The organism is Suttonella ornithocola (assembly GCF_001889065.1).
Taxonomy (GTDB): Bacteria; Pseudomonadota; Gammaproteobacteria; order Cardiobacteriales; family Cardiobacteriaceae; genus Suttonella_A; species Suttonella_A ornithocola.
Genome location: NZ_LWHB01000130.1, coordinates 1 through 21,712, shown reverse-complemented (window position 1 = coordinate 21,712; position 21,712 = coordinate 1). Strand labels below are relative to the sequence as shown.

22 protein-coding genes are annotated in these 21,712 nt (G+C 37.8%); 14 read left to right on the top strand and 8 right to left on the bottom strand.

Annotated features, from left to right (window positions below; translation table 11 throughout):
• The 6 genes from lpxB to truC all read left to right on the top strand — a co-directional run.
• On the top strand, window positions 1–935 hold a 935-nt coding region (gene lpxB / locus A5N85_RS09905; protein ID WP_072577083.1), incomplete at its 5' end, for a lipid-A-disaccharide synthase.
• Window positions 932–1,498, top strand: coding sequence for a ribonuclease HII (locus A5N85_RS09900; protein WP_072577082.1), 567 nt, complete (start codon window positions 932–934; stop codon window positions 1,496–1,498). The genes lpxB and A5N85_RS09900, both read left to right, overlap by 4 nt.
• A 16-nt stretch (window positions 1,499–1,514) precedes the next feature.
• Window positions 1,515–5,033, top strand: coding sequence for a DNA polymerase III subunit alpha (gene dnaE / locus A5N85_RS09895; RefSeq protein WP_072577081.1), 3,519 nt, complete (start codon window positions 1,515–1,517; stop codon window positions 5,031–5,033).
• A gap of 7 nt (window positions 5,034–5,040) precedes the next feature.
• Window positions 5,041–6,027: a peptide-methionine (R)-S-oxide reductase MsrB gene (gene msrB, locus A5N85_RS16650; RefSeq protein ID WP_072577080.1), complete on the top strand. Its 987-nt coding sequence runs from the start codon at window positions 5,041–5,043 to the stop codon at window positions 6,025–6,027.
• Entirely contained in the window at window positions 6,020–7,273 is a 1,254-nt protein-coding gene (locus A5N85_RS09885) for an O-antigen ligase family protein (protein WP_072577079.1), read from the top strand. Before msrB ends, A5N85_RS09885 begins: the two co-directional genes overlap by 8 nt.
• Window positions 7,270–8,004: a tRNA pseudouridine(65) synthase TruC gene (gene truC, locus A5N85_RS09880; protein ID WP_084601739.1), complete on the top strand. Its 735-nt coding sequence runs from the start codon at window positions 7,270–7,272 to the stop codon at window positions 8,002–8,004. Before A5N85_RS09885 ends, truC begins: the two co-directional genes overlap by 4 nt.
• A gap of 150 nt (window positions 8,005–8,154) precedes the next feature.
• Here the strand turns inward: truC and ptsP are convergent, their stop codons facing one another.
• The 3 genes from ptsP to A5N85_RS09865 form a co-directional block, all read right to left on the bottom strand.
• The gene (ptsP, locus tag A5N85_RS09875; protein ID WP_072577077.1) at window positions 8,155–9,873 is read right to left on the bottom strand and encodes a phosphoenolpyruvate--protein phosphotransferase; all 1,719 of its coding nucleotides are present in this window, start codon (window positions 9,871–9,873) and stop codon (window positions 8,155–8,157) included.
• Window position 9,874: 1 nt separating this feature from the next.
• Window positions 9,875–10,135 (bottom strand): HPr family phosphocarrier protein, encoded by a 261-nt coding sequence (locus A5N85_RS09870; RefSeq protein ID WP_072577076.1) that lies wholly within the window; start codon window positions 10,133–10,135, stop codon window positions 9,875–9,877.
• A 198-nt stretch (window positions 10,136–10,333) separates the two neighbouring features.
• Window positions 10,334–11,125 carry a DeoR/GlpR family DNA-binding transcription regulator gene (locus tag A5N85_RS09865; RefSeq protein ID WP_072577075.1) on the bottom strand — a complete coding sequence of 264 codons (792 nt, stop codon included), beginning with the start codon at window positions 11,123–11,125 and terminating at the stop codon, window positions 10,334–10,336.
• Window positions 11,126–11,364: 239 nt separating this feature from the next.
• On the opposite strand from A5N85_RS09865, the gene A5N85_RS09860 reads away from it, so the two are divergent.
• The 8 genes from A5N85_RS09860 (at window position 11,365) to glpT (ending at window position 18,386) form a co-directional block, all read left to right on the top strand.
• Window positions 11,365–12,375, top strand: a complete 1,011-nt coding sequence (locus A5N85_RS09860; RefSeq protein ID WP_072577074.1) for an amino acid ABC transporter substrate-binding protein — start codon at window positions 11,365–11,367, stop codon at window positions 12,373–12,375.
• Window positions 12,376–12,513: 138 nt separating this feature from the next.
• On the top strand, window positions 12,514–12,756 hold the full coding sequence (locus A5N85_RS16645; RefSeq protein ID WP_249023953.1) for an HIT family protein: 243 nt from the start codon (window positions 12,514–12,516) through the stop codon (window positions 12,754–12,756).
• On the top strand, window positions 12,728–12,937 hold the full coding sequence (locus tag A5N85_RS16640; protein WP_249023952.1) for an HIT family protein: 210 nt from the start codon (window positions 12,728–12,730) through the stop codon (window positions 12,935–12,937). The genes A5N85_RS16645 and A5N85_RS16640 overlap by 29 nt, the downstream gene beginning before the upstream one ends.
• Entirely contained in the window at window positions 12,930–13,958 is a 1,029-nt protein-coding gene (argC, locus tag A5N85_RS09850; protein WP_072577073.1) for an N-acetyl-gamma-glutamyl-phosphate reductase, read from the top strand. Before A5N85_RS16640 ends, argC begins: the two co-directional genes overlap by 8 nt.
• Window positions 13,959–13,967: 9 nt before the next feature.
• A complete protein-coding gene (gene folD, locus A5N85_RS09845; protein WP_072577072.1) occupies window positions 13,968–14,849 on the top strand; it encodes a bifunctional methylenetetrahydrofolate dehydrogenase/methenyltetrahydrofolate cyclohydrolase FolD in 882 nt (293 codons plus the stop codon).
• A gap of 14 nt (window positions 14,850–14,863) precedes the next feature.
• On the top strand, window positions 14,864–15,391 hold the full coding sequence (locus A5N85_RS09840; protein ID WP_072577071.1) for a flavodoxin: 528 nt from the start codon (window positions 14,864–14,866) through the stop codon (window positions 15,389–15,391).
• A 447-nt stretch (window positions 15,392–15,838) separates the two neighbouring features.
• Entirely contained in the window at window positions 15,839–16,618 is a 780-nt protein-coding gene (locus A5N85_RS09835) for a metallophosphoesterase (protein ID WP_072577070.1), read from the top strand.
• 307 nt (window positions 16,619–16,925) lie between these two features.
• Window positions 16,926–18,386 carry a glycerol-3-phosphate transporter gene (gene glpT / locus A5N85_RS09830; protein WP_072577069.1) on the top strand — a complete coding sequence of 487 codons (1,461 nt, stop codon included), beginning with the start codon at window positions 16,926–16,928 and terminating at the stop codon, window positions 18,384–18,386.
• A 333-nt stretch (window positions 18,387–18,719) separates the two neighbouring features.
• Here glpT and A5N85_RS17715 read toward each other — a convergent pair whose 3' ends face one another.
• From A5N85_RS17715 to A5N85_RS09805, 5 genes are all read right to left on the bottom strand, one after another.
• Window positions 18,720–18,962 (bottom strand): hypothetical protein, encoded by a 243-nt coding sequence (locus tag A5N85_RS17715; RefSeq protein ID WP_425451187.1) that lies wholly within the window; start codon window positions 18,960–18,962, stop codon window positions 18,720–18,722.
• Between the two features lie 199 nt (window positions 18,963–19,161).
• The gene (locus tag A5N85_RS09820; protein WP_072577067.1) at window positions 19,162–19,677 is read right to left on the bottom strand and encodes a hypothetical protein; all 516 of its coding nucleotides are present in this window, start codon (window positions 19,675–19,677) and stop codon (window positions 19,162–19,164) included.
• 28 nt (window positions 19,678–19,705) lie between these two features.
• Window positions 19,706–20,110, bottom strand: a complete 405-nt coding sequence (locus tag A5N85_RS09815) for a copper resistance protein NlpE (protein WP_072577066.1) — start codon at window positions 20,108–20,110, stop codon at window positions 19,706–19,708.
• Window positions 20,111–20,182: 72 nt separating this feature from the next.
• Window positions 20,183–21,466 (bottom strand): L-pipecolate oxidase, encoded by a 1,284-nt coding sequence (amaA, locus tag A5N85_RS09810; RefSeq protein WP_425451186.1) that lies wholly within the window; start codon window positions 21,464–21,466, stop codon window positions 20,183–20,185.
• A 32-nt stretch (window positions 21,467–21,498) separates the two neighbouring features.
• The coding region (locus A5N85_RS09805; RefSeq protein ID WP_249023951.1) for a transposase at window positions 21,499–21,712 on the bottom strand (214 nt) is incomplete at its 5' end.

Genomic DNA, 21,712 nt, shown 5'->3' with positions numbered 1-21,712 from the left:
ATCGATTAAAAAAATTTTTATTAAGTTATTGGCAAAAGGATAAGCCTGATATTTTTATTGGCTTAGATGCGCCAGATTTTAATTTAAGAATAGCCACGAATTTAAAAAGACAAGGCATTAAAACGGTGCATTATGTTAGTCCGTCTTTATGGGCTTGGAAAGAAAAACGTATTACCAAAATTAAGCAAGCGATTGATTTAATGCTGTGTTTGTTTCCATTTGAAGTTGATATTTACACTCAACATCAGGTTAAGGCAATTTTCGTTGGACATCCAATGCGTGATCGCTTGCAGCCAATCTCTCAGCAAGTGGCACGTAAACAAATAGGCTTTGAACGTCAGGAAGCACAAATTCCTTTAATTGGATTATTTCCGGGTTCTCGTCGTAGTGAAATTGGACGTTTATTGCCTATTTTTTTACGCGCAATGATGCAAATGCAGGTTCGTAATCCTGACTTGCGCGCGGTGATTTCTATTAGCTCCGAGGCGCATCGGCAACAGATTTCAGAGATTATTTCATCGACTTGTCCGCCAAGGCAGGAGATTATTTTAAGTGAGAAAGATAGTGCTATTTTAATGAGTGCTTGCGATGTTTTATTATTAGCCAGTGGTACGATTACTTTAGAGGCGGCTTTATTAGAGCGTCCATCGTTGGTGGCTTATCGGGTTAATCCATTAACGGCTAAAATTGCAAAGCGTTTATTAAAAATCAATCAGTTTAGTTTACCTAATTTATTAGCAGGTAAAGATATTGTTAATGAATGGATTCAAGAGACCTGCACAGCGGAAAATCTGGCGACAGATGCACAAGACCTTTTACAAAATTTAGAACGTAGGCAGCAACAAATTGCGGCTTTTCGTCAAATTGCTGCCAGCCTTCCCAATCAAGTTTCAGAGAAAGCTGCACAGGCGATTGCGGAGTTAATGGAAAAATGAAAATTATTGCTGGCGTAGATGAAGCTGGGCGTGGTGCTTGGGCGGGGAATGTGGTTGCAGCTGCAGTTATTTTGCCTAGCAATTATGATTTACCGGGTTTGACTGATAGTAAAAAGTTATCTTCGAAAAAGCGTGATTATTTATATGACGGCATTTATGAGCAAGCACTTTCGGTGAGTTATGGAGAACAGACACCAGAGGAGATTGATGAATTAAATATTCATCAAGCGACGTTAACGGCGATGACGCTTGCTATCAACGGCTTAACGTTTTTAGCTGATGAAGTTTGGATTGACGGTGCTTTCGTTCCCAAAGGTTTAGGCGTATCAGCAAAAGCAATTATAGGTGGAGATGGTTTAGAACCGGCGATTGCAGCTGCCTCTATTATTGCAAAAGTAACGAGAGATAGGCAGTTAGTTGATTTAGATAAAAAATATCCGGCTTATGGCTTTGCACGTCATAAAGGTTATGGAACAGTTTTACATCGTAATGCTTTGTTAACGCACGGTGTTTTGCCGATTCATCGCAAAAGTTATGCGCCTGTTGCTCAATGCTTGAAATAAAAGGTTAATACGAAAAATGTTACATATTCATAGCGAATATTCGCTAATAGATAGTATTTTACGCGTTGGTGATATTGTTGCCTATGCTAAAAATGAGGGTTTAGAGAGTCTTGCACTCACTGATAAGAATAATACTTATGGATTGTTAAAGTTTTATAAAAAAGCACGAGCAGCGGGTATTAAACCGATTCTTGGCTGTGATTTGTCTATTCGCAGGAAGGATGGTTCAATTCATCAGTTAGTCTTATTAGCAATGAATGCTGAGGGCTTTAAGCGATTAAATGAGTTAGTCAGTTTCGCTTATGAATATGATCAGCTTCCCGGAGAATTAGCGGTTAATCAAGAGCGTTTAACAGAAACGCAATGTGAAGGATTGATTGCTTTATCTGGCGCTATGGAAGGCGATATTGCATCAGCGGTTATCAGCGGAGATAACGAAGCGGCTTTTGAATATGCAAAACATTGGCAAAGTATTTTTAAAGATAGATTCTATTTACAAATTGCTCGACACGGTGTACCACATGAGCAGACGTATATAGAAGTTTGCCAAAAGATAGGCGCGCAATTAGGCATTGCTGCCCTTGCAACCAATCTAGCCTGTTTTTCTACGGCTTCACAATATGATGTTCACGAAGCGCGAGTTTGTATTTCAAGCGGACGGGTAATGGACGATCCGACGCGCCCAAAGCGCTATACCGAAAATCATTATCTACGTTCTCAAGCAGAGTTAGCCGAAGTATTTTCTGATGCCCCTATTTTATTGGAGAATGCCAAGACAGTTGCTATGCGTTGTAATGTTACTTTAGATATTGGCAATAATTATTTACCCGATTTTCCTTTACCAGAAGGCGTTGCTATTGAGCAATATTTGGTTTCTGAATCTGAAAAAGGCTTAGAACAACGCTTAATAGAGTTATTTCCTAATGAAGAAGAACGCTTAGAAAAAGCACCAGAATACCGAGAACGTTTAAAAATTGAGCTTGGTGTGATTAACCAAATGGGTTTCCCCGGTTATTTCTTGATTGTTGCGGATTTTATTCAATGGGCAAAAGATAATGATGTACCAGTAGGACCGGGAAGAGGGTCAGGTGCTGGGTCTTTAGTCGCTTTTGCATTGGAAATTACGGATTTAGATCCTTTAGCCTATGATTTACTTTTTGAACGTTTTTTAAATCCAGAGCGGGTTTCTATGCCAGATTTTGATGTAGATTTTTGCATGGAAAAGCGTGATAAGGTTATTCGTTATGTGGCTGATAAATACGGTCACGAAAAAGTCTCTCAAATTGCTACGCATGGAACTATGGCAGCTAAGGCGGTTATTCGAGATGTAGGGCGGGTCATGGGGTTGCCGTATCCTGTGTGTGATCGCATTTCAAAATTGGTGCCAAAAGCATTAGGAGTAACGCTTTCAGATGCTTTGGGGCGGACAGAAAAGTCAAAATCCAAGCCTGAATTTTTTTCTGAAGATTTGCTTCAAGCTTATGAGAGCGATGAAGAAACGAAAACTTTAATTGATATTGCTTTACAACTAGAGGGATTAGCGCGTAATGTTGGTAAACATGCGGGTGGGGTGGTTATTGCCCCAACACGATTAACCGATTTTTCTGCATTATATTGTGAAAGTGCAGGTTCTGGTTTAGTTACTCAATTTGATAAAGATGATATAGAAGCAGCAGGGTTAGTTAAATTTGACTTCTTGGGCTTACGCACTTTAACTGTGATTGATTGGGCATTGGCAAATGTTAATCGTAGTCGCGCGCGAGAAGGAAAACCTCCTCTTATTATGAGGGAAATCCCACTAGATGATAAGGTAACGTTTGATTTATTAAAATCTACTAAGACCAGCGCTGTTTTCCAATTAGAATCATCTGGAATGAAAGGCTTAATTAAAAAGCTTCAACCTGATAATTTTGAGGATATTATTGCTTTAGTGGCTTTGTTCCGTCCCGGTCCTTTAGGCTCAGGAATGGTAGATGATTTTATCAATCGTAAACATGGTTTGGCAGAAGTGAGTTATCCACATCCTGCATTAGCGCCGATTTTAGAAAATACTTATGGCGTAATGGTTTATCAAGAGCAGGTCATGCAGGTTGCGCAAGTGTTGGCAAATTATAGCTTGGGCGAAGCGGATTTGTTACGTCGGGCAATGGGTAAGAAAAAAGCAGAAGTAATGGTCGAGCAAAAAGCAATTTTTGTCGAGCGTGCGGTTGCTGGTGGTGTTGAGCCGCAAGTTGCCAATGATATTTTTGATTTAATGGCTAAATTTGCTGAATATGGATTTAACAAATCGCATTCCGCAGCGTATGCTTTATTGTCCTATCATACGGCTTGGCTTAAAGCACATTATCCTGCGGAGTTAATGGCAGCAGTGCTTTCATCGGATTTAGATAAGATTGATAAGGTTGTTCCAATGGTGGATGAGGCGTTAGATATGGGATTAACGATTCGTCCACCTTGCGTAAATGCTTCTGCTTATGAGTTTACGGTTAATGCTGCAGGTGAGATTGTCTATGGTTTAGGAGCAGTAAAAGGTGTGGGACATGCAGCGGTTGGGCAGCTTTTAGCAGAGCGCGAGCAAAATGGTCCCTATACTTCGATGCTAGATTTATGCCGTCGCTTAGATTTGAAAAAAATAAATAAAAATAATCTTGAGATGTTAATTGCTGCTGGAGCATTCGATCAAATTGAGGCGAATCGCGGGGCGTTAATGGCAGCACTACCAAAAGCGATAGAATTAGCCAACCAGCATCATAAGATTAAAAGTTCTAAACAGGCAGATATGTTTGGCTTGCTAAGTGAAGATGCTAGCCAAGCAGATGAGGCGATGCTTAAGATAGATAGTCATCAAAGGTGGTCGCAAAAAGAAAAGTTAATGCGCGAAAAAGAAGCGTTTGGCATGTATTTAACGGATCACCCAGTGAATAGTGTACGTAGCGTTCTATCGGCTATTTGTGGGCAGACTTTAGCTGAATTGCAAGAAAGTATGTTACAGTGGGAAGTACCTAGAAAGCGCGGAGAAGGGCGAAAAGTCGTCGTTGGTGGCTTGATGGTGGATTTGCGGACGATTTTAACAAAGCAAAATAAAAAAATGGCGTTTCTAATGTTAGATGATCGCTCTGGGCGAATGGAGGTCACGATTTTTTCAGAATTGCTGGAACAAGCGAAAACTTTATTAGAAAGCGATAAGGGAGAAGAGACGCTGCTACTTATTGAAGCTAAAGCAGAATATTCTTTTTATAAGCAGGAATGGCAGTTAACTGCCGAATCCATTTATAATTTAGAAGAAGAACAGTATCATCGCGCGAGAGGCATTAGTATTCGTGCAAAAGACTCTCATATTACACACGAAACGCTCCAGTTATTGCAAAATTTACGGCAAGTAGAAAGAGGAGTGGCGATTTATTTGCATCTTCAATGTCAAGATATTCAGAGTGCTGGCAAAATGACGTTGGGCGGGCATTATCGCTTAGATGAAAAAAGTCTTCGAGATTTACGGCAAACCTTTGGGCATCAATCTGTAAATTTATTATATTGAGGAAAATATGAAAGAAAAAATCATTTATCTAGCGGGTGGTTGCTTTTGGGGCATGCAAGGATATTTTGACCAATTAAATGGTGTATTAGAAACTCAAGTAGGCTATGCCAATAGCCAAGTACCCAATCCTAGCTATGAAGCCGTTTGCACAGGTGAAACTGGCGCTGCCGAAACTTTATTATTACACTATGATGCAGAGAAGATTTCATTATCTGAGCTCTTACAGCATTATCTTCGTATCATTGACCCAACCAGTTTAAATCGTCAAGGACATGATACTGGTACGCAATATCGTACAGGTGTTTACTTTATTGACTTAGCTGATGCGCAAATTATTGAGAAAGTCTTATCTTTTGAGCAAAAAAAGCACGCTTTGCCCATGGTTGTTGAAAATAAGGTGTTAGAAAATTTCTATTCGGCTGAAAGCTATCATCAAAAGTATTTAGAGAAAAATCCGAATGGCTATTGTCATGTTAATTTAAATATTGCACGACAACCGCTTACTTCGGAAGAACAAACAATTATTCAGCAAGCTGAGCAAGCTTATCAAAAGCCTAATGAAGCGATTTTAAAACAAACGCTTTCTCCGCTGGCTTATGAAGTGACGCAAAAAAATGCCACAGAAAAGCCATTTAGTAGCGAGTATGACCAATTATTTTCTCCCGGTATTTATGTCGATATTGTGAGTGGCGAGCCCTTATTTAGTTCCGCAAATAAATTTGATGCAGGCTGTGGTTGGCCGAGTTTTAGTCGACCGATATCAAAATCGGTATTAACAGAGCATGAAGATACATCATTATCAAGAGTTCGTACAGAAGTCAGAAGCCAATTAGCGGATTCTCATTTAGGGCATGTATTTTTCGATGGTCCAGAAGCATTAGGTGGACTTCGTTATTGCATTAACGGCGCAGCCTTACGGTTTATTTCATTATCAGATATGGATAAAGAAGGTTACGGGCATCTAAAACATTTAGTAGAACATCCTGATGAATAGAATAAAAAAGTACGGTATTTTTTTTAATAGTATTGGTTGGATTTGTTTATTTTCGGCTTGTTTTATTCTTAAAAGTGGGTATGGAATTGGCGCAGGGCTTTTATTATTAACTGGCATAGCTAGTTTATGGTTAGAAAAAAAGGCAGAACCTTTATCTTATTCTGCGCGTCGCTGGATAGCTGTACTACTAATTTTTTCATCCGCGATGATTGCTGTGCGATTAGTTATTCACCAACCATTAAAAGAATATGATGAGCTTAGTCGATATTTGCTGTCCATTATTATAGTAATTGGTTTATCTCGTTGGCGATTTTCTCAAACAGTCTATCTATCGGGGATTGTGTTGGGATGTATTAGTGCATTTCTTGTCGTTTTTTATCCAAGATTTTGGTTAAATTTGCCATCAGCAAATGATTACGGCTATCAGCATCATATTCAATTTTCTAATATTGCAATGATTATGGCTATTCTAAGCGGTTTTGCTACTTTAGCTTACACCAAATATAGTCGTTTATGGTGGATAGCATTAGGTGGTGCTCTTTGTGGAATAGGGGCTGCATTCTTAGCAGGTGGGCGAGGAAGTTGGATTATGCTACCAGTGATGCTTGCCTTATATAGTATTGCGGTTGAAACGAATCATCGTTGGCGAACAATATTTGTGATATTTTTAACCGTTTGTTTAGTTGTCATTGTATTTTATTTAATTCCACAAACAGGTGTTGCAGCGCGGATTCAAGGTGTTTTTCATGATTTAACACACTATCAACAGGGGCATATTGCGACATCTCAAGGGCAACGTTTAGAAATGTGGCGTTGTGGCTTAGTTGAAATGTGGCCTCATCGTCCTTGGTTAGGGTGGGGAGATCCGGGACTACTTAATGAAAAAATTAGACTTTCACAAATAGGTACTTGTGATTCTTCCGTAGGATTATTTGCTCATCTGCATAATGATTTTATTGATACATTAGTTCGTTATGGTCTAGTTGGTTTTATCATTTTAGTTGTTTTTTACCTTTATCCTTTAGTTCACTATATTTGCAAGCTACGTTATTGTTATTTGAATTCAATTCAACGAATGGCAGCTTGGACTGGTATTGCTATCACCTTAGCTTTTATGATTGGTTCAATGACAAATGCTTTTTTGGGACATAATATTGCAACTACTTTTTATATTATATTGCAAGCGTGGTGTATGACAGAAATCGGTAAGAAAACCATTAAAGCAGCTGGGTTATGTCTAATTTGATAGAAATTCTCTATCAAGATGAAAATATCGTTATTGTTAATAAACCGGCTGTGATGTTAGTTCATCGTAGTCTTATTGATTCTCAAGAAACAATATTTTTGTTACAAACATTGCGTGATCAAATTGGGCAATACGTTTATCCTGTTCATCGGCTTGATCGCCCGACTTCTGGCATTATTATTTTTGCTTTAAATGAAGTATCTGCTAGAAAATTAAAAGTTCAGTTTGATCAAAAACTAGTAGAGAAAACATATTTAGCAGTTGTTCGCGGATGGTTAGATAGTCAACAGATTAACTATCCATTAAGTATGAATTTTGATCCAATTGCTGATCAAAAAGCTAATCATCAGAAATTACCTAAAACTGCTATTACAGATGTTTTCCCAATAGCCAAAGTAGAATTGCCTTTTGCTGCTTGTACTAGATATGAGACTTCTCGATATACGCTAGTTGAACTTATTCCACATACAGGGCGGAAACATCAGCTAAGACGACATCTAAAGCATATATTTCATCCAATTATTGGGGATACGGCTTATGGTGATTTAAGACAAAATAAAGCTTTTTTAAATCATTTAGATATCAAAAGATTACTTTTACATGCGACAAAACTTTCATTTTGTCATCCTATAACGGAAGAAAAAATGAGCTTTACTTGCCTGCCAGAAGATAAAGAATGGAAAACAATACAGGAGTTGTTTAAATTGGATTTAAAATCAATAGATAAATAAAAACGGCTTTAATAAAATAATTCATTAAAGCCGTATATAGCTAAATGTCTTTAACTCGCATACAGCGTTATGATCGTTTTGCGTACTGAGATTAACTGTCTGTGGTTTGTCAGTTTGTATGCAAGCTAAATCCATTCAGCTATATCAATTTTATTTAGTTTGAGCGAGTAATTCTCTCACTTCTTCCCCGCTATTTAATGTAATCGCTTTTTCTAATAGCGCTTTACAATCAGCCGCACTTAGATGACGAATTCTATATTTAACAGCAGGAACACCTTTGCCAGAAATGGACAACTCATCAAATCCCATTCCAACCAAGAACGGAATTGCTTCTAATTGTCCTGCCATTTCACCACAAACACCAATATCAATATTGGCATCATGAGCGGCATCAGCTGCCATTTTCATCAAACGTAAGACAGCAGGGTGTAAACTGTCATAAAGGTTACTAATTTTGGTATTTCCTCGATCTGCAGCAATAGTATATTGCGTTAAATCATTGGTTCCTATACTAAAGAAGTCGGCTACTTTAGCAAGTTGTGGTGCAATTAATGCTGCTGCTGGCGTTTCAATCATAATGCCAACTTTAAGATTTTTAGCACAAGGAATACCTTCTTTCTGTAAAGCAGAAACTTGTTTTGATATTTCAGTCTTAACAAATTCTAACTCACAAACATTACTAACCATAGGAACCATAACCCAAAGGTTTCCATGGACTCCCGCTCTTAAGGCAGCACGAATTTGCGCATCAAATACATGACGCATTTCATCATAAATACGTACTCCTCTCCAACCTAAGAAAGGATTTTCTTCTTTCGGGAAATTTAGATAATCTAATGGCTTATCTCCACCAATATCCGCTAATCGTAAGATAACGGGTTTATCACCTAAGTGCTCAACGGCTTTTTTATAAGCTTGATATTGTGTTTCTTCACTTGGCGCACTACTAGCAGACATAAATAGAAATTCACTTCGGAAGAGTCCAATACCTTCACTGCCATTTTCTTCAACTAAATGTAGATCTTTTGGAGAACCAATATTAGAAAAAAGCTTGATTGTGACACCATCTGTAGTTGTTGCTGTTTGATCATAAAGTTTAGCGTACTCTTCATTTAGGCGAGCTTGCTCTTCTTGCTTAGTCTTAAAATAATCTATAGCATTTTGATCAGCATTAAGAATTAACTCTCCACTTTGACCATCCATTGCCACACTTCCCCCATTATTGACATGGGATAAAATATCATGGATACCCATGATGGCAGGCAAGCCAATATTTCTGGCAAGAATAGCTACATGGCTAGTTAGTCCGCCGCCTGCTAATACAAATCCTTTTACATTTTCTGGATTAAGTTGAGCAGTTTCGGAAGGACTTAGATCTTCTGCAAAAATAATGCAATTTTCAGGTGCATTACCTAATGATGCAAAAGGTAGGTCATTTAGTGCTAATAAGAGATTATTTTGTAAATCTTCAAACTCAGCAGCGCGCTCTTTTAAATAGTCGTCATCTAATGCGCGCATATTTGCTGCCACTTGGTCAAGATATTCTTTAACCGCTCGTGTTGCGCTATAGTGTTCATCTTGAATTAGAGAAATAGTATCTTGCTCAAACTCTTCATCACGCAATAATTCAATATGGCTAGCAAAGATTTCAGCTTCTTCTTTACCTTGCTTTTCAAGAACACTGTCATAAAGTGACTGTAGGTGTTTTTCTACTTTGTCTTGAGCTGAACGAAAAGCATTAATCTCTGTTTCTACTTCTTGTTCACTGATAGTTTTCTGATTTACCGCTGGAGTTTGCGGGATAAATAACCAGGCGTTGCCAATGGCAACGCCTGGAGAAGCGGCAAGTCCCTTAAATGTATTGCGCATATTATTCTTCAAGATTGTTAATATAATCAATAATTGCAGTTAAGGCTTGTTCTTCATCAGAACCATTGGTTTCAACAGTTAAGCTATCACCTTGGCTTAGTCCAGCTTGTAGAAGTTTCATTAGTGATTTGGCATTGTAGCGATTTCCATCTTTGATAAGCATGACATCGCATTCGTAACCTTTTGCCAATTGTACAAGCTCTTTACCTGGGCGAGCATGCAAACCAGCTGGGTTGCTAAGTGTTACTTGTTGTTCTTTCATAAATTCCTCACTAATTTAATTTGCTGGGAAAAGTTTAATTTACTTATAAAAGGTAGGCTTATTTTTAATCTCACTAAGCAAACCTCTCTATAAGTGTCCTCAAAATGATATTATCACAATTTTTACGCGTGTTTTACAGGAATTCATCATTTTTTAGGCGTATTGAATTAACGGTAATATTCTTTTGAGAGTTGGTTTTTATTCTTCTGAGGCTTTATCCACTTCAATTAAAGCGACATTATGCTCTTTTAGAAAGTCTTTATAACGATCTGGAACGCCTGAATTAGTAATAATTGCATCAACTGCATCAAACTGAAAAATCGTTCTAAAAGATTTCTGATCAAACTTACTAGAGTCTGTCAAAATATAGACTTGCTCAGCATGTTCGCCCATTAGTCTGGAAATTCTTGCTGTTTGTTCATTCGTGCTAGTAAAGCCAGATTCCATATCAATACCATCTACGCCGATAAAAGCCTTGGCAAAATGACATTGTTTAAGATTTTCGTGTGTCATTGCTCCACCAAATGCCATAACGTCTTTACGTAATTCTCCGCCAAGTGCATACAAATTGGTATGAGTATGTGTTCCAAGAATTGATAAGGCTTCTAAGCTATTCGCCATAACGTTAATCGGTACATCTGGTAATTGTCGGACAAATTCTAGGGTAGTCGAACCTGCTGAAATAATAATTGCGTCATCATCTGGATTGACCAAATGACGGGCAGCATAACGACCAATTGCACGTTTAGCATCTAAATTTTCGTTTGCACGCTTCCCTCTAAGCCGAGCAGAGACAAATCGATTTGCAAGAATGGCTCCACCGTGCTGTCGTTTGGCAATGCCTTGTTCTTGTAAGTTATCTAAATCCCGATAAATCGTCATCAAAGAAACCTGAAAACGGTCAGCTAGCTGCTGAGAGCTGACAACATTATTTGTTTCTAATAATTGACGAATTTGTGCGCGTCGGTCAACGGTAGTTTCTGCTTTCATACTTAATCCTTCCTTTGACTAAAATACCCAAATGATAAAAGTCATTAAATTGATGTATATTATCATTTTATCTATATAAAGCAATCTTTAACGATTATTTTTGTGGAGCTGTGTTTATTTTTATTGAAAATTAAATAGAAATATCAATTTTAAACAACTCAGTTTTGTGATAAATTCTTTTTATGAAATTGACTTTATAATTTATGGCAGAATGAAGCCTTAATGTACTGGAGGTATGAATGAAGAAGTTTTTATCATTAAGTGTATGCACATTAGCTTTAGCAAGTGTCGCTGCTCAAGCAGATACTTTATCAGAGGTAAAAAAAAGAGGCGAATTGCGTTGTGGTGTTACGCAAGCTTTGGCAGGTTTTTCAGTTGCTGATGATAAAGGTCATTGGACAGGATTAGATGTTGACTATTGTCGTGCAATTGCAACAGCAATTTTTGATGATCCTAATAAGGTTGCTTTTCGTCCAACCTCTTCGAAAGAGCGTTTTACTGTTTTACAGTCAAGTGAAATAGATGTTTTAGCAAGAGTCACAACGTGGACATTATCTCGAGATGCTGATTTAGCATTTAATTTTGTGGCAACTAACTATTATGATGGTCAAGGCTTTATGGTGAAGAAGTCTTTAGGAATTACAAGCCTTAAAGAACTTGATGGCGCTTCTATTTGTACCAATACCGGTACATCTACAGAAGTAAATATGAATGATTATTTCAAAGCACATGGCATGACATATAAGCCTGTTATTTTTGAAAAATCAGAAGAAGTTAAAACTGCCTATGATAATGGACGCTGCGATGCATATTCTTCTGATGTATCAGGACTATATGTTCAACGTAAATTATTAAAAAATCCAGATGATAATATTATTTTACCTGAAGTCATTTCCAAAGAGCCTTTAGCGCCATTGGTTCGTCAGGGTGACTCAGCTTTCGAAGACTTAGCACGTTGGACGCATTTTTGTATGGTAGATGCCGAAGAACTCGGAGTTAGCTCTAAGAATATTGATGAGAAAATGAAAAGCGATAATCCAGATGTTCGTCGCCTTTTAGGATTAGAAGCGAATGGTTCAGAAAAACTAGGCGTTGGTAGTGATTTTTGTGCTCGCATTGTCCGTAAGGTTGGCAATTATGGAGAAATTTTTGCTAAAAACTTAGGTAAAGACTCTGAGTTACAAATTGAGCGTGGATTAAACCGTTTATGGAATGATGGTGGTATTATGTATGCACCACCATTACGTTAATAATGATTCTTAATCTAATGAAAATTTAAAAGCTGCGAATAGCGGCTTTTAAGTTTATTTGTATTTTTCACTCATAGTGAATGAGTGCTATTTTCTATTTGAAGCTGTTAAAATAGCTAAGTTATTTTTATGGAGTGCATGATGAAAGAGACAGTTTTTCATAAAATTCTAAGTGGAAGCATTCCTAGTGCTAAAATTTATGAAGACGACAATATTTATGCGTTTATGGATGCTTTTCCTCAAGCAAAAGGGCATGCGCTAATTATTCCCAAGTATTACGCTGCTGAAAATTTATTCGATATGAATGATGAAGTTTTGGCAAAAATCATTCAATTTAGTCGTAGATTAGCTTGTGCGCAAAAAAAAAGTTTTCCAACCTGATGGTCTTAAGGTGATGCAATTTAATGGAGAAGTAGCTGGTCAAACGGTCTTCTATTACCACATGCATTTATTACCTGTTTATCAAAATCAAGTTGAATCTAAACATGCTGATAAAGCAGTTGATTTAGAAATATTAAAAGAGCAAGCAAAAGCATTATCAAAGGCATTAGTAGATGACTAAAAAAATAGGGATTATTGGTGCAACAGGATATACAGGGTCAGAGCTTCTTAGAATTTTATTGGCGCATCCAGCAGTACAAATTTCTGCGGTAGCTGCCCGCAGTGATGTCGGCAATACAGTTTCTAGTATCTTTCCACATTTACGTGGATATTTAAATGTTCCTTTTGTTTCACCTGATGATGAAAGTTTATTTGACTGCGATGTGATTTTCTTTGCAACACCGCATGGTGTAGCTATGAAAAGTGTTGCCGCCTTTTTAGATAAAGGAATAAAGGTTATTGACCTTTCTGCAGATTTTCGCTTAAAAAATATAAACACTTTTCAACAATGGTATGGTTTAACTCATAGCGCTCCTAAATTATTAGCTGAGGCAGTTTATGGGTTACCAGAAATTCATCGAGAAGAGATTAAAAAAGCGCGTTTGGTTGCTAATCCCGGTTGTCATGCGACTGCCATTCAAATAGGTTTTAAACCTTTATTAGAGAATAATTTAATAACAACATCTTTAATTGCTGATAGTAAATCTGGTGTTTCTGGCGCAGGTAGAGGGGCAAAAATTGATAACTTATTTGCAGAAATGGGAGAAAGTTTTAAAGCTTATTCAGCCAGTGGGCATCGGCATACACCAGAAATAGAGCAAGAGTTATCATACTTAGTAAATACCTCTGTATCATTAACATTTGTGCCACATCTTGTTCCAATGATTCGAGGAATTGAAGCAACTTTATACGCACCACTGAAAACTAATAAGGATATTTATCCTTATTTTATAGAAACTTATGCTGATGAGCCTTTTATAGATGTTATGGAAAAAGGCGCTCATCCTGATACCCGTTCTGTAAAAGGAACAAATATGATAAGAATCGGTGTTCATCAGCCAAAAGATAAATCAATGGCTATTATTACCGTTGTTGAGGATAACTTGGTTAAAGGTGCAGCTGGTCAAGCTATTCAATGCATGAATTTAATGCTAGGTATTCCAGAAACTGCCGGATTAACCCAAATTGCTTTAATGCCTTAAGGAAATTACATGAGTGCAAAAATTATTGATGGTAAAGCGTTCGCAGCACATATTCGTGAAGCAGTAGCCTCAGAAGTAAAAGATATTTTTAACAAAACAGGTAAACGTCCAGGATTGGCAGTTATTTTGGTAGGTAACGACCCTGCTAGTGAAGTATATGTAAAAAATAAAGGAATCCAAGCAGAGGCAGCAGGCTTCCTTAGCGAAACCATTCGTTTAGATTCAAATATTTCACAAGCGGAATTATTAAGTCTAATTGACCAATTAAATGACCGATCGGATATCCATGGAATTTTAGTTCAATTACCTCTACCTACTCATCTTGATAAAGATATCGTTATTAACGCTATCTCTCCAGAAAAAGATGTTGATGGTTTTCATCCTCTAAATGTTGGAAAATTGTGGTTAGGTGAGGACAAATTTCCTATTCCTTGCACGCCGTTAGGATGTTCTTTAATTTTGAAAGAATATGTAGGTAGTAATTTAGAAGGTAAAATTGCTGTTGTTATTGGGGCTTCTAATATTGTTGGAAAGCCTATGGGAGCACTCTTAATGAAAATGCGTGCAACAGTAACGATTTGTAATTCAAAAACGCCTAATTTGCCAGAAGTAGCCAGACAGGCTGATATTTTAATTGTTGCTACAGGTCGAGCACATTTGGTGAAATCTGATTGGATAAAACCGGGAGCAATAGTATTAGACGTAGGAATCAATCGCATAACTGATGGAGATAAATCTCGATTGGTAGGAGATGTTGATTTTGAAGCAGTCAAAGATAAGGCGAGTGCTATTACGCCTGTTCCCGGGGGCATTGGTCCTATGACAATTGCTTGTTTATTACGCAATACCTTAGATTTAATGCGTTGGCAAGAAAATACAAATAATGAATAGTTAAGGAAAAAGTGATGAGTGAAGAAATTGGTTTTTTTTATGGCAGCACCACAGGAATGACCGAAGATGTTGCATTTCAAATGGAAAAGATAGCTAAAGAGCAACATGGAATTACTTTAACTCCTATCAATATTATTGATCTTGATGATCCTAATGATATGTTTCTTTATAAGAAAATTATTTTAGGAATGCCTACATGGAACTACGGTGAATATCAAGATGATTGGGAAATGGTGGTTGATCAAATTGTCAATGCTGATTTAAATGGAATCACAATTGCAATGTTTGGTCTAGGCGACCAAGTTGGTTATCCTGAATATTACTTAGATGCAATGGGTATGCTAGGCGATCAACTTGCTGCGCAAGGTGCGACTTTCATTGGACAATGGCCAATTGATGGATATGAGTTTACTTCCTCAAAAGCACTAAAAAATGGTCAATTTTTAGGATTGGCGCTTGATGAAGACTCTCAGCCTGAAAAGACAGCAGAACGTATTGAAACTTGGTTAGCGCAAGTATTGCCACAGTTTGCAAGTTTATAATTTTTTCTAATTAAATCTAAAAACTCATTGATATAGCTAATTTTATATTTATTAAAATCAACTAACTCTATAGCAACTTCTATAAAAAATATATGCATTAGAAAAAATAATATATTGTTCTATTTTTGTATGTATTTCTTAGAAACTTAGCTATATAGCAGGACTCCCGAAAAACGCATACAGTACTTTGGGATAGTAGGCTGAGGTCTTTGCAAAATTCCGTTTCACACGAATTTTTACTACTAGCAGAAAAATTAACACTATAATTTTAATAAATTTTTAAAATTTGAAAAATTGAAATTTCTCTATTTTTAGGGGGCTTGCAAAGGTCTCAGGCTGTTTTCAAAGTGGATGTTTAGTTAACGTTGTATGCATTTTTTGAGAAGTTGGCTATATCGTTTAGATATATATTTTTGTCGTAAAAAACAAATTATTATTTAAAAAATCATGAAAATAGCTATTCATAGTGATTTACATACAGAATATAGTTTTTGTTTGTTAGAAGCTTTAGAGCAAGCAGATTTACTATTACTGGCTGGAGATATTGGGGATAATTATAGTTTACCGATATTTTTTAAGCATTTAAGAAGCAAGGCACCCAGTTTGCCAATTATTTATATATTAGGCAATCATGATCGTTGGGGGTATACGCTCTTAGAAGGTATTAATTTTCATAGAGAGATTGCAAATCGCTATCAGATTAGATTATTAGATAATGAAGCTGTTATTTTTCAAGATTTGTTAATTTGTGGAACGACTTTATGGACAAATTTTATGTTAGCAGGAACTCCTGAAGCCAGTATGGAATGGGCAAAAAGACTTCCTGATTTTAAAGATATTTTCATTGAAGAAAATAAAAGACTAACGCCAGAAATTATGGTAGATTTATTTAATGATTCAGTAGCATTTCTAAAAAGAACCTTAAATTATCAGAGCAATCATATTAGAAAAAAATTGGTTGTCAGTCACTTTTTGCCTGCACGAGAACTGATTTCCCCTAAACATTCAAAAACGACAAGCGAATTAGTCAAAAGCGCTTATTGGACTAGTGATATTCCTGAGATTTATCAATTAGCAGACATTTGGGTATATGGGCACAGCCACACTAACATCATAACTAATGTAGGCAATACACAATTTATTAGTAATCAAAGAGGATATAGTAATCAGTACAATCAGAGTACTCCAGATAGCCACTATAAGATAGATTATCTAATTGAAATATAGATATATTTTTTAGAAAAGATATTATAAATTTTTTATTTTAAAGATTAAATCATATCTTGCTATCGCTAACTTCCCAAAAATACATATAACGTTAACTTAATATCTAATTCGAAAACAGCGTATTATCCACAAATACTGTATGTATTTTTTGGGAACCCTGCTATATACTATAATTAACAAATTTAATAAATATCTTTTAGATAAACTTCCTTAAAGATATTTATTAAATAATTTGTTAAGAAGGGGGGTATATATTGTTAATTATACCAATATATTAAAATTTTAAATAACTGAGTAAGGAGTATTTATGATTTCTTTCTTAAAACCGACACCCGATAAGCCGCTTCTTCCTGAAGACAAGATTGATTCGACTTATCGTCGTTTACGTTGGCAAGTGTTTATGGGTATTTTCTTTGGTTATGCCGCATATTATTTTGTCCGCAGTAATTTTGATTTGGCACAGAAAGGCTTAATTGAAGCAGGGCTGTATACTAAAACACAATTAGGTGTCATCGGGATTGCGCCGGGATTAGCGTATGGATTATCGAAATTCTTAATGGCATCAGTTTCTGACCGATCAAATCCGAAAATGTTCCTGCCGTTAGGATTAGCGCTTTCAGGGTTGTGCATGACGCTCATGGGATTGATGCCGTGGGCAACTTCAGGTATTGCGATTATGTTCGTGTTGCTCTTTGTCAACGGTTGGTTTCAAGGTATGGGTTGGCCGCCTTGTGGTCGAACAATGGTGCATTGGTGGTCAAAGAAAGAGCGTGGCACGATTGTTTCTATCTGGAATACCGCACACAACTTAGGCGGTATGGTGCCAGCATTATTGGTTGGCTTAGCCTCAGCAATTTATGCATCGAAGCATCCTGAAGTTACCAAGGTAACTTTTGCGCATATTTGGCAGCAGGCGCTTTATTATCCCGGCATTGCTGCTATGGTCGCTTCCGTCATTATTTATTTTGTGATGAAAGACCGTCCACAAAGTTGTGGCTTACCGCCGATTGAAGTCTATAAAGATGATTATCCTGAAGATTATGATAAAGAGACTTATGAAAACACGTTATCTGCCAAAGAGATTTTTGTAACTTATGTATTGAAAAATAAATTGTTGTGGTATATCGCGGTAGCGAATGTGTTTGTGTATTTAATCCGATACGGTGTGTTGAAATGGTCACCAGTCTATCTTGGTGAGGTCAAGCATTTCAATATTAAAGGGACGGCTTCAGCATATGCGATTTATGAGTTCGCCGCTATTCCGGGAACGCTGCTTTGCGGTTGGATGTCAGATAAAGTGTTTAAAGGTAAACGTGGTCTGACAGGCTTAGTATTTATGATTATGGTAACGATTGCTGTAGTATTGTTTTGGATGAATCCGGCGACGCCTGCTGATGAAATAGCAAAATATGCAAACTTACCTTGGTATAAAAATCCGTATCAGTTAACAGACTTTATCATGATGACCGTTATTGGCTTTTTGATTTACGGTCCGGTGATGCTCATTGGTTTACACGCTTTAGAGTTAGCACCGAAAAATGCTGCGGGGACGGCAGCAGGCTTTACTGGCTTGTTCGGCTATCTTGGTGGAACGGTTGCGGCAAGCGCAATTATCGGTTGGGCAGCAGATAAATACGGCTGGGACGGTGGATTCTATATCATGATTGGTGGAAGTATTATCGCTTGTATTTTATTATTCCTCACCATGATCCAAGAAGGAAAGCATAAAGCACAATTAGAAAAAAATAATGAGCTATTAAAACCATAATGACTCTTTTTTAGCTAGAAATAGCAGCTAATTTAGCTGCTATAGCAGGACTCCCAAAAAATGCATACAAGTACTTGGAAATAGAGTGCTATAGCTGAATATTGAGCTAACATTGTATGAGACTTTTGCAAAATTCCGTTTTATACTAATTTTTTACTACTAGTAGAAAAATTAACACTATGATTTTAGGTAATGGTTTGAAAAGTATGCTGGAATATTATCAAATGATCCAATGGTAGTTAAATATTTAAATATCAATATATTAAAAGAAGTATTTTTTATAAGAGTATGGTTAACATACTTTTCAAACCACTACCTGATTTTAATATGTTTTCAAAATTTGAAAAATTGAAATTTCTCTATTTTATGTTTTTTTTTGCAAAGATCTCCGTATGCATTTTTTGGAAAGTTGATTATAAATGCAACTCGGCTAATGCCCGACGTAGCAAGCGGGGTGACAAAGCTAGTAGTGAGTAGCGCATTATTGGCATGGCTGGTTCCTTCACCAATATTGCTAAGCGCTTCAATAAGGGAGACGCGATAGCCTTGCTGTATTAGCCAAGCAGCACTAGTTATGCCAATAATGCCTTAGTGCCTCCGCCAATAATGATAATGTGTTTGCTCATAGGCTCCTTTGGTGGGTAAATATTATTGTAAGTGTTATAGCAGGTATCCTGAAAAATGCATACCGTACTTGTAGATAATAATTTGTTTTCAAATGAGATATTAAGTTAATGTTGTATGCATTTCTTTGGAAGTTAGCTATAGTAGTTTGTTATTGGCATTTTTGAGCTTTTTGGGCTTTGACTGGGATGTTTTGGTTGTTGGTAATGTCGTAAATGATGGCGCTGCAAATGCTGTGGGTTAGGTCTTTATCTGCGGTTTGCATGAGCAAATCATAGTCATGTTGTGGTTCGGGGGTAAAGGTGAGCCCAATTTGGCATTTTTGGCGGCTGTCGGGTGTATTGAGTAAGACGACGGTGAAAGGTTGATTGGCTGTTAGGTAAAATTCTCCACTGTGTCGTCCTAAGGCGATGTTGTTAGGATTGGGCATTCCTAAGCTGCGACCACGATAACCGCTACTACCTACTATGCCACCAAAAATAGTGCCTGCGCCGGGTTTGCTCCAGTTGATGCAAGAGCTGTCGGGGATTCCTTTGACGAGCATGTTGGCAGTAACGCGCATTCGGGCGCGTTCGCCGTTGTTGGGCTCTGACATTTGGGTAAATTGTGTGCCAATATCTGCACAAGCGGTTAAGCCAAGTAGGGTGATGATGTATAGTTTTTTCATTTTAAGGTCCTTTATGCTGTAACTGGAATTATTCGGTTTTTTCTAGTTGGTAGTGTTTGCTGAGTTCACCGTTAATTTTATGACCGTCACTATCCAGCATCCAGATACGGTTCTCTCCAACAAAGTATTGACGGTTATCGCCGTTAGCATCTAGTTGGATGCGTTGTCCGTCTTTTAGCCATTGGAATGTGCCTTTTTGTTGGAAGGTTTCGGGGTGTCCTTGGTAGGTTTCAGTGAGTTGGTAGTGTTTGTCGGCGCTTAGGATAAGTACTGTATCAATGCCGTTACAGTCGGCACAAGGAAGAATTCCTCGATAGGTGCCTACCCAATCAACAGCGTTTTCACTGGTATGCTCTGGGTCAATGGCGGTTGGGGAATGTTGGCAAGCACTTAGGCTAAAAAAGACTGTGAAAAGAATAGGATAAATTTTCATAGGTTTACTCAATGGTTGAAAAACAGAAGTCTCTGATTGAGACTTCATTGTATTATGACGAATAGTTTTTTATTAGGCAACGATGCGTAAGCATTGTCCCGCGTGGTATAGTGCAATGCCTGTATCGTATAGCCCAGCCCGTAAATGTCTTTGCCCTAATTCGCTTTCTGTTAGGGTTTTTATTGGAATGGGTAGGTGTTCTGTGTTGTTGTCTAAGAGATAATCAGCTAGCGCTTTTCCAAATAGGGTTCCTGTGGTAATGCCGCGTCCATTGTAACCAGTAGCTGCCACAATACCGTTCGCTGGCTCAAAAATGCGCATGATATGGTCAGGCGTGAAACCAAAGCGACCGCACCAACGGTATTCCCATTCTGATTTTAGGTCAGGGAAATAGAGTTTTGCCATGCGATTTGCCCATGCGGTGTAGAGCGCTTGTTTGCCATCGGATAAGCCAACTGTACCAAAGAGTAGGCGGTTTTCACTGTCGCGACGAATGCTCGAAAGCGCTAATCGTGTATCCCAAGAGCCGTTTCGCGCCGGCAATATTCGGCTATTCCAAGGTTCTTCTAGGGGAGCCGTTGCGATTTGATAATAGCAAACGAAGTAAACGCTTTTTAAGATGTCTGTCCATTCGCCTTCGGTATAGGCGTTGCTAGCAATGATGACTTTTTCTGCAATAACACTGCCTTGTTCTGTTTTGACTAACCAGTTTTGTCCATTTTTTTCTAGCTGTGTAACGCTGCTGGTTTCAAAGATTTGCGCGCCTAAAGCATTTGCGGCTTTGGCTAAGCCGGTAACGTAGGCATAAGGATTGATAGTGCCCGCACGTTTATCTAGTAGTGCTTTTTGAATGCTGATGGTGCCAGTCATTTCATGACAACGGCTACCTTGGATGATTTCTACATCTGCACCGCGACGGGTAAGTTGTTCGTAGCGCGCATTGATATCGGCTTCTGCTTTGGCGTTGTGTGCCATATGTAGATTACCAGCACGACTATCTTTGGCATCAATGTTAAAGCGGTCAATGGTATCCCAAACCAGTTTTGGGGCTTGTCCGAGAGCAGCGGTGAGTTTTTCACTGTCTTTTTCGCCGAGTTGTTTATTGAGATTATCTGGTTGTGCCCAAGTGCCTGCATTAACTAAGCTAACGTTACGACCAGAACCGCCACTACCGATGCGATGAGCTTCTAGTAAGATAACGCTTTTCCCTGCTTCTCGAAGTCGAATAGCCGCTGATAGTCCTGTATAACCGCCACCAATAATACAGACATCTGCTGTGCCATCTCCCATCAACGCTGGAAAAGGCGTTGGAGAGATTACTTGCGTTTCCCAAAGAATTTGACTGCGCAACATTATAGACCTTCCCAATGCACGGGTTTATAGTGCAATCATCTAAAACCCAACCCAATCCAAAGCAGATAAAAGAATAAAGTATCAATACAATCCATCCTCCATTCTTTGCGTATTTGCTTAATCCAAGCCCACATCTTTTCAATAGGATTTAAGTCTGGACTATAAGGGGGTAACCAAACTATCTCATGCCCATGCTCTTCAATGATTGCTTGAATATCACAGCGTTTATTGAAAAGCGGCATTGTCCAT

Bases quoted from the DNA above. Each gene is read 5' to 3' on its own strand.
- A5N85_RS09900 (WP_072577082.1), top strand. From the start codon at position 932: ATGAAAATTATTGCTGGCGTAGATGAAGCTGGGCGTGGTGCTTGGGCG.
- dnaE (WP_072577081.1), top strand. From the start codon at position 1,515: ATGTTACATATTCATAGCGAATATTCGCTAATAGATAGTATTTTACGC.
- msrB (WP_072577080.1), top strand. From the start codon at position 5,041: ATGAAAGAAAAAATCATTTATCTAGCGGGTGGTTGCTTTTGGGGCATG.
- A5N85_RS09885 (WP_072577079.1), top strand. From the start codon at position 6,020: ATGAATAGAATAAAAAAGTACGGTATTTTTTTTAATAGTATTGGTTGG.
- ptsP (WP_072577077.1), bottom strand. From the start codon at position 9,873: ATGCGCAATACATTTAAGGGACTTGCCGCTTCTCCAGGCGTTGCCATT.
- A5N85_RS09870 (WP_072577076.1), bottom strand. From the start codon at position 10,135: ATGAAAGAACAACAAGTAACACTTAGCAACCCAGCTGGTTTGCATGCT.
- A5N85_RS09865 (WP_072577075.1), bottom strand. From the start codon at position 11,125: ATGAAAGCAGAAACTACCGTTGACCGACGCGCACAAATTCGTCAATTA.
- A5N85_RS09860 (WP_072577074.1), top strand. From the start codon at position 11,365: ATGAAGAAGTTTTTATCATTAAGTGTATGCACATTAGCTTTAGCAAGT.
- A5N85_RS16645 (WP_249023953.1), top strand. From the start codon at position 12,514: ATGATGAAAGAGACAGTTTTTCATAAAATTCTAAGTGGAAGCATTCCT.
- argC (WP_072577073.1), top strand. From the start codon at position 12,930: ATGACTAAAAAAATAGGGATTATTGGTGCAACAGGATATACAGGGTCA.
- folD (WP_072577072.1), top strand. From the start codon at position 13,968: ATGAGTGCAAAAATTATTGATGGTAAAGCGTTCGCAGCACATATTCGT.
- A5N85_RS09840 (WP_072577071.1), top strand. From the start codon at position 14,864: ATGAGTGAAGAAATTGGTTTTTTTTATGGCAGCACCACAGGAATGACC.
- A5N85_RS09835 (WP_072577070.1), top strand. From the start codon at position 15,839: ATGAAAATAGCTATTCATAGTGATTTACATACAGAATATAGTTTTTGT.
- glpT (WP_072577069.1), top strand. From the start codon at position 16,926: ATGATTTCTTTCTTAAAACCGACACCCGATAAGCCGCTTCTTCCTGAA.
- A5N85_RS09820 (WP_072577067.1), bottom strand. From the start codon at position 19,677: ATGAAAAAACTATACATCATCACCCTACTTGGCTTAACCGCTTGTGCA.
- A5N85_RS09815 (WP_072577066.1), bottom strand. From the start codon at position 20,110: ATGAAAATTTATCCTATTCTTTTCACAGTCTTTTTTAGCCTAAGTGCT.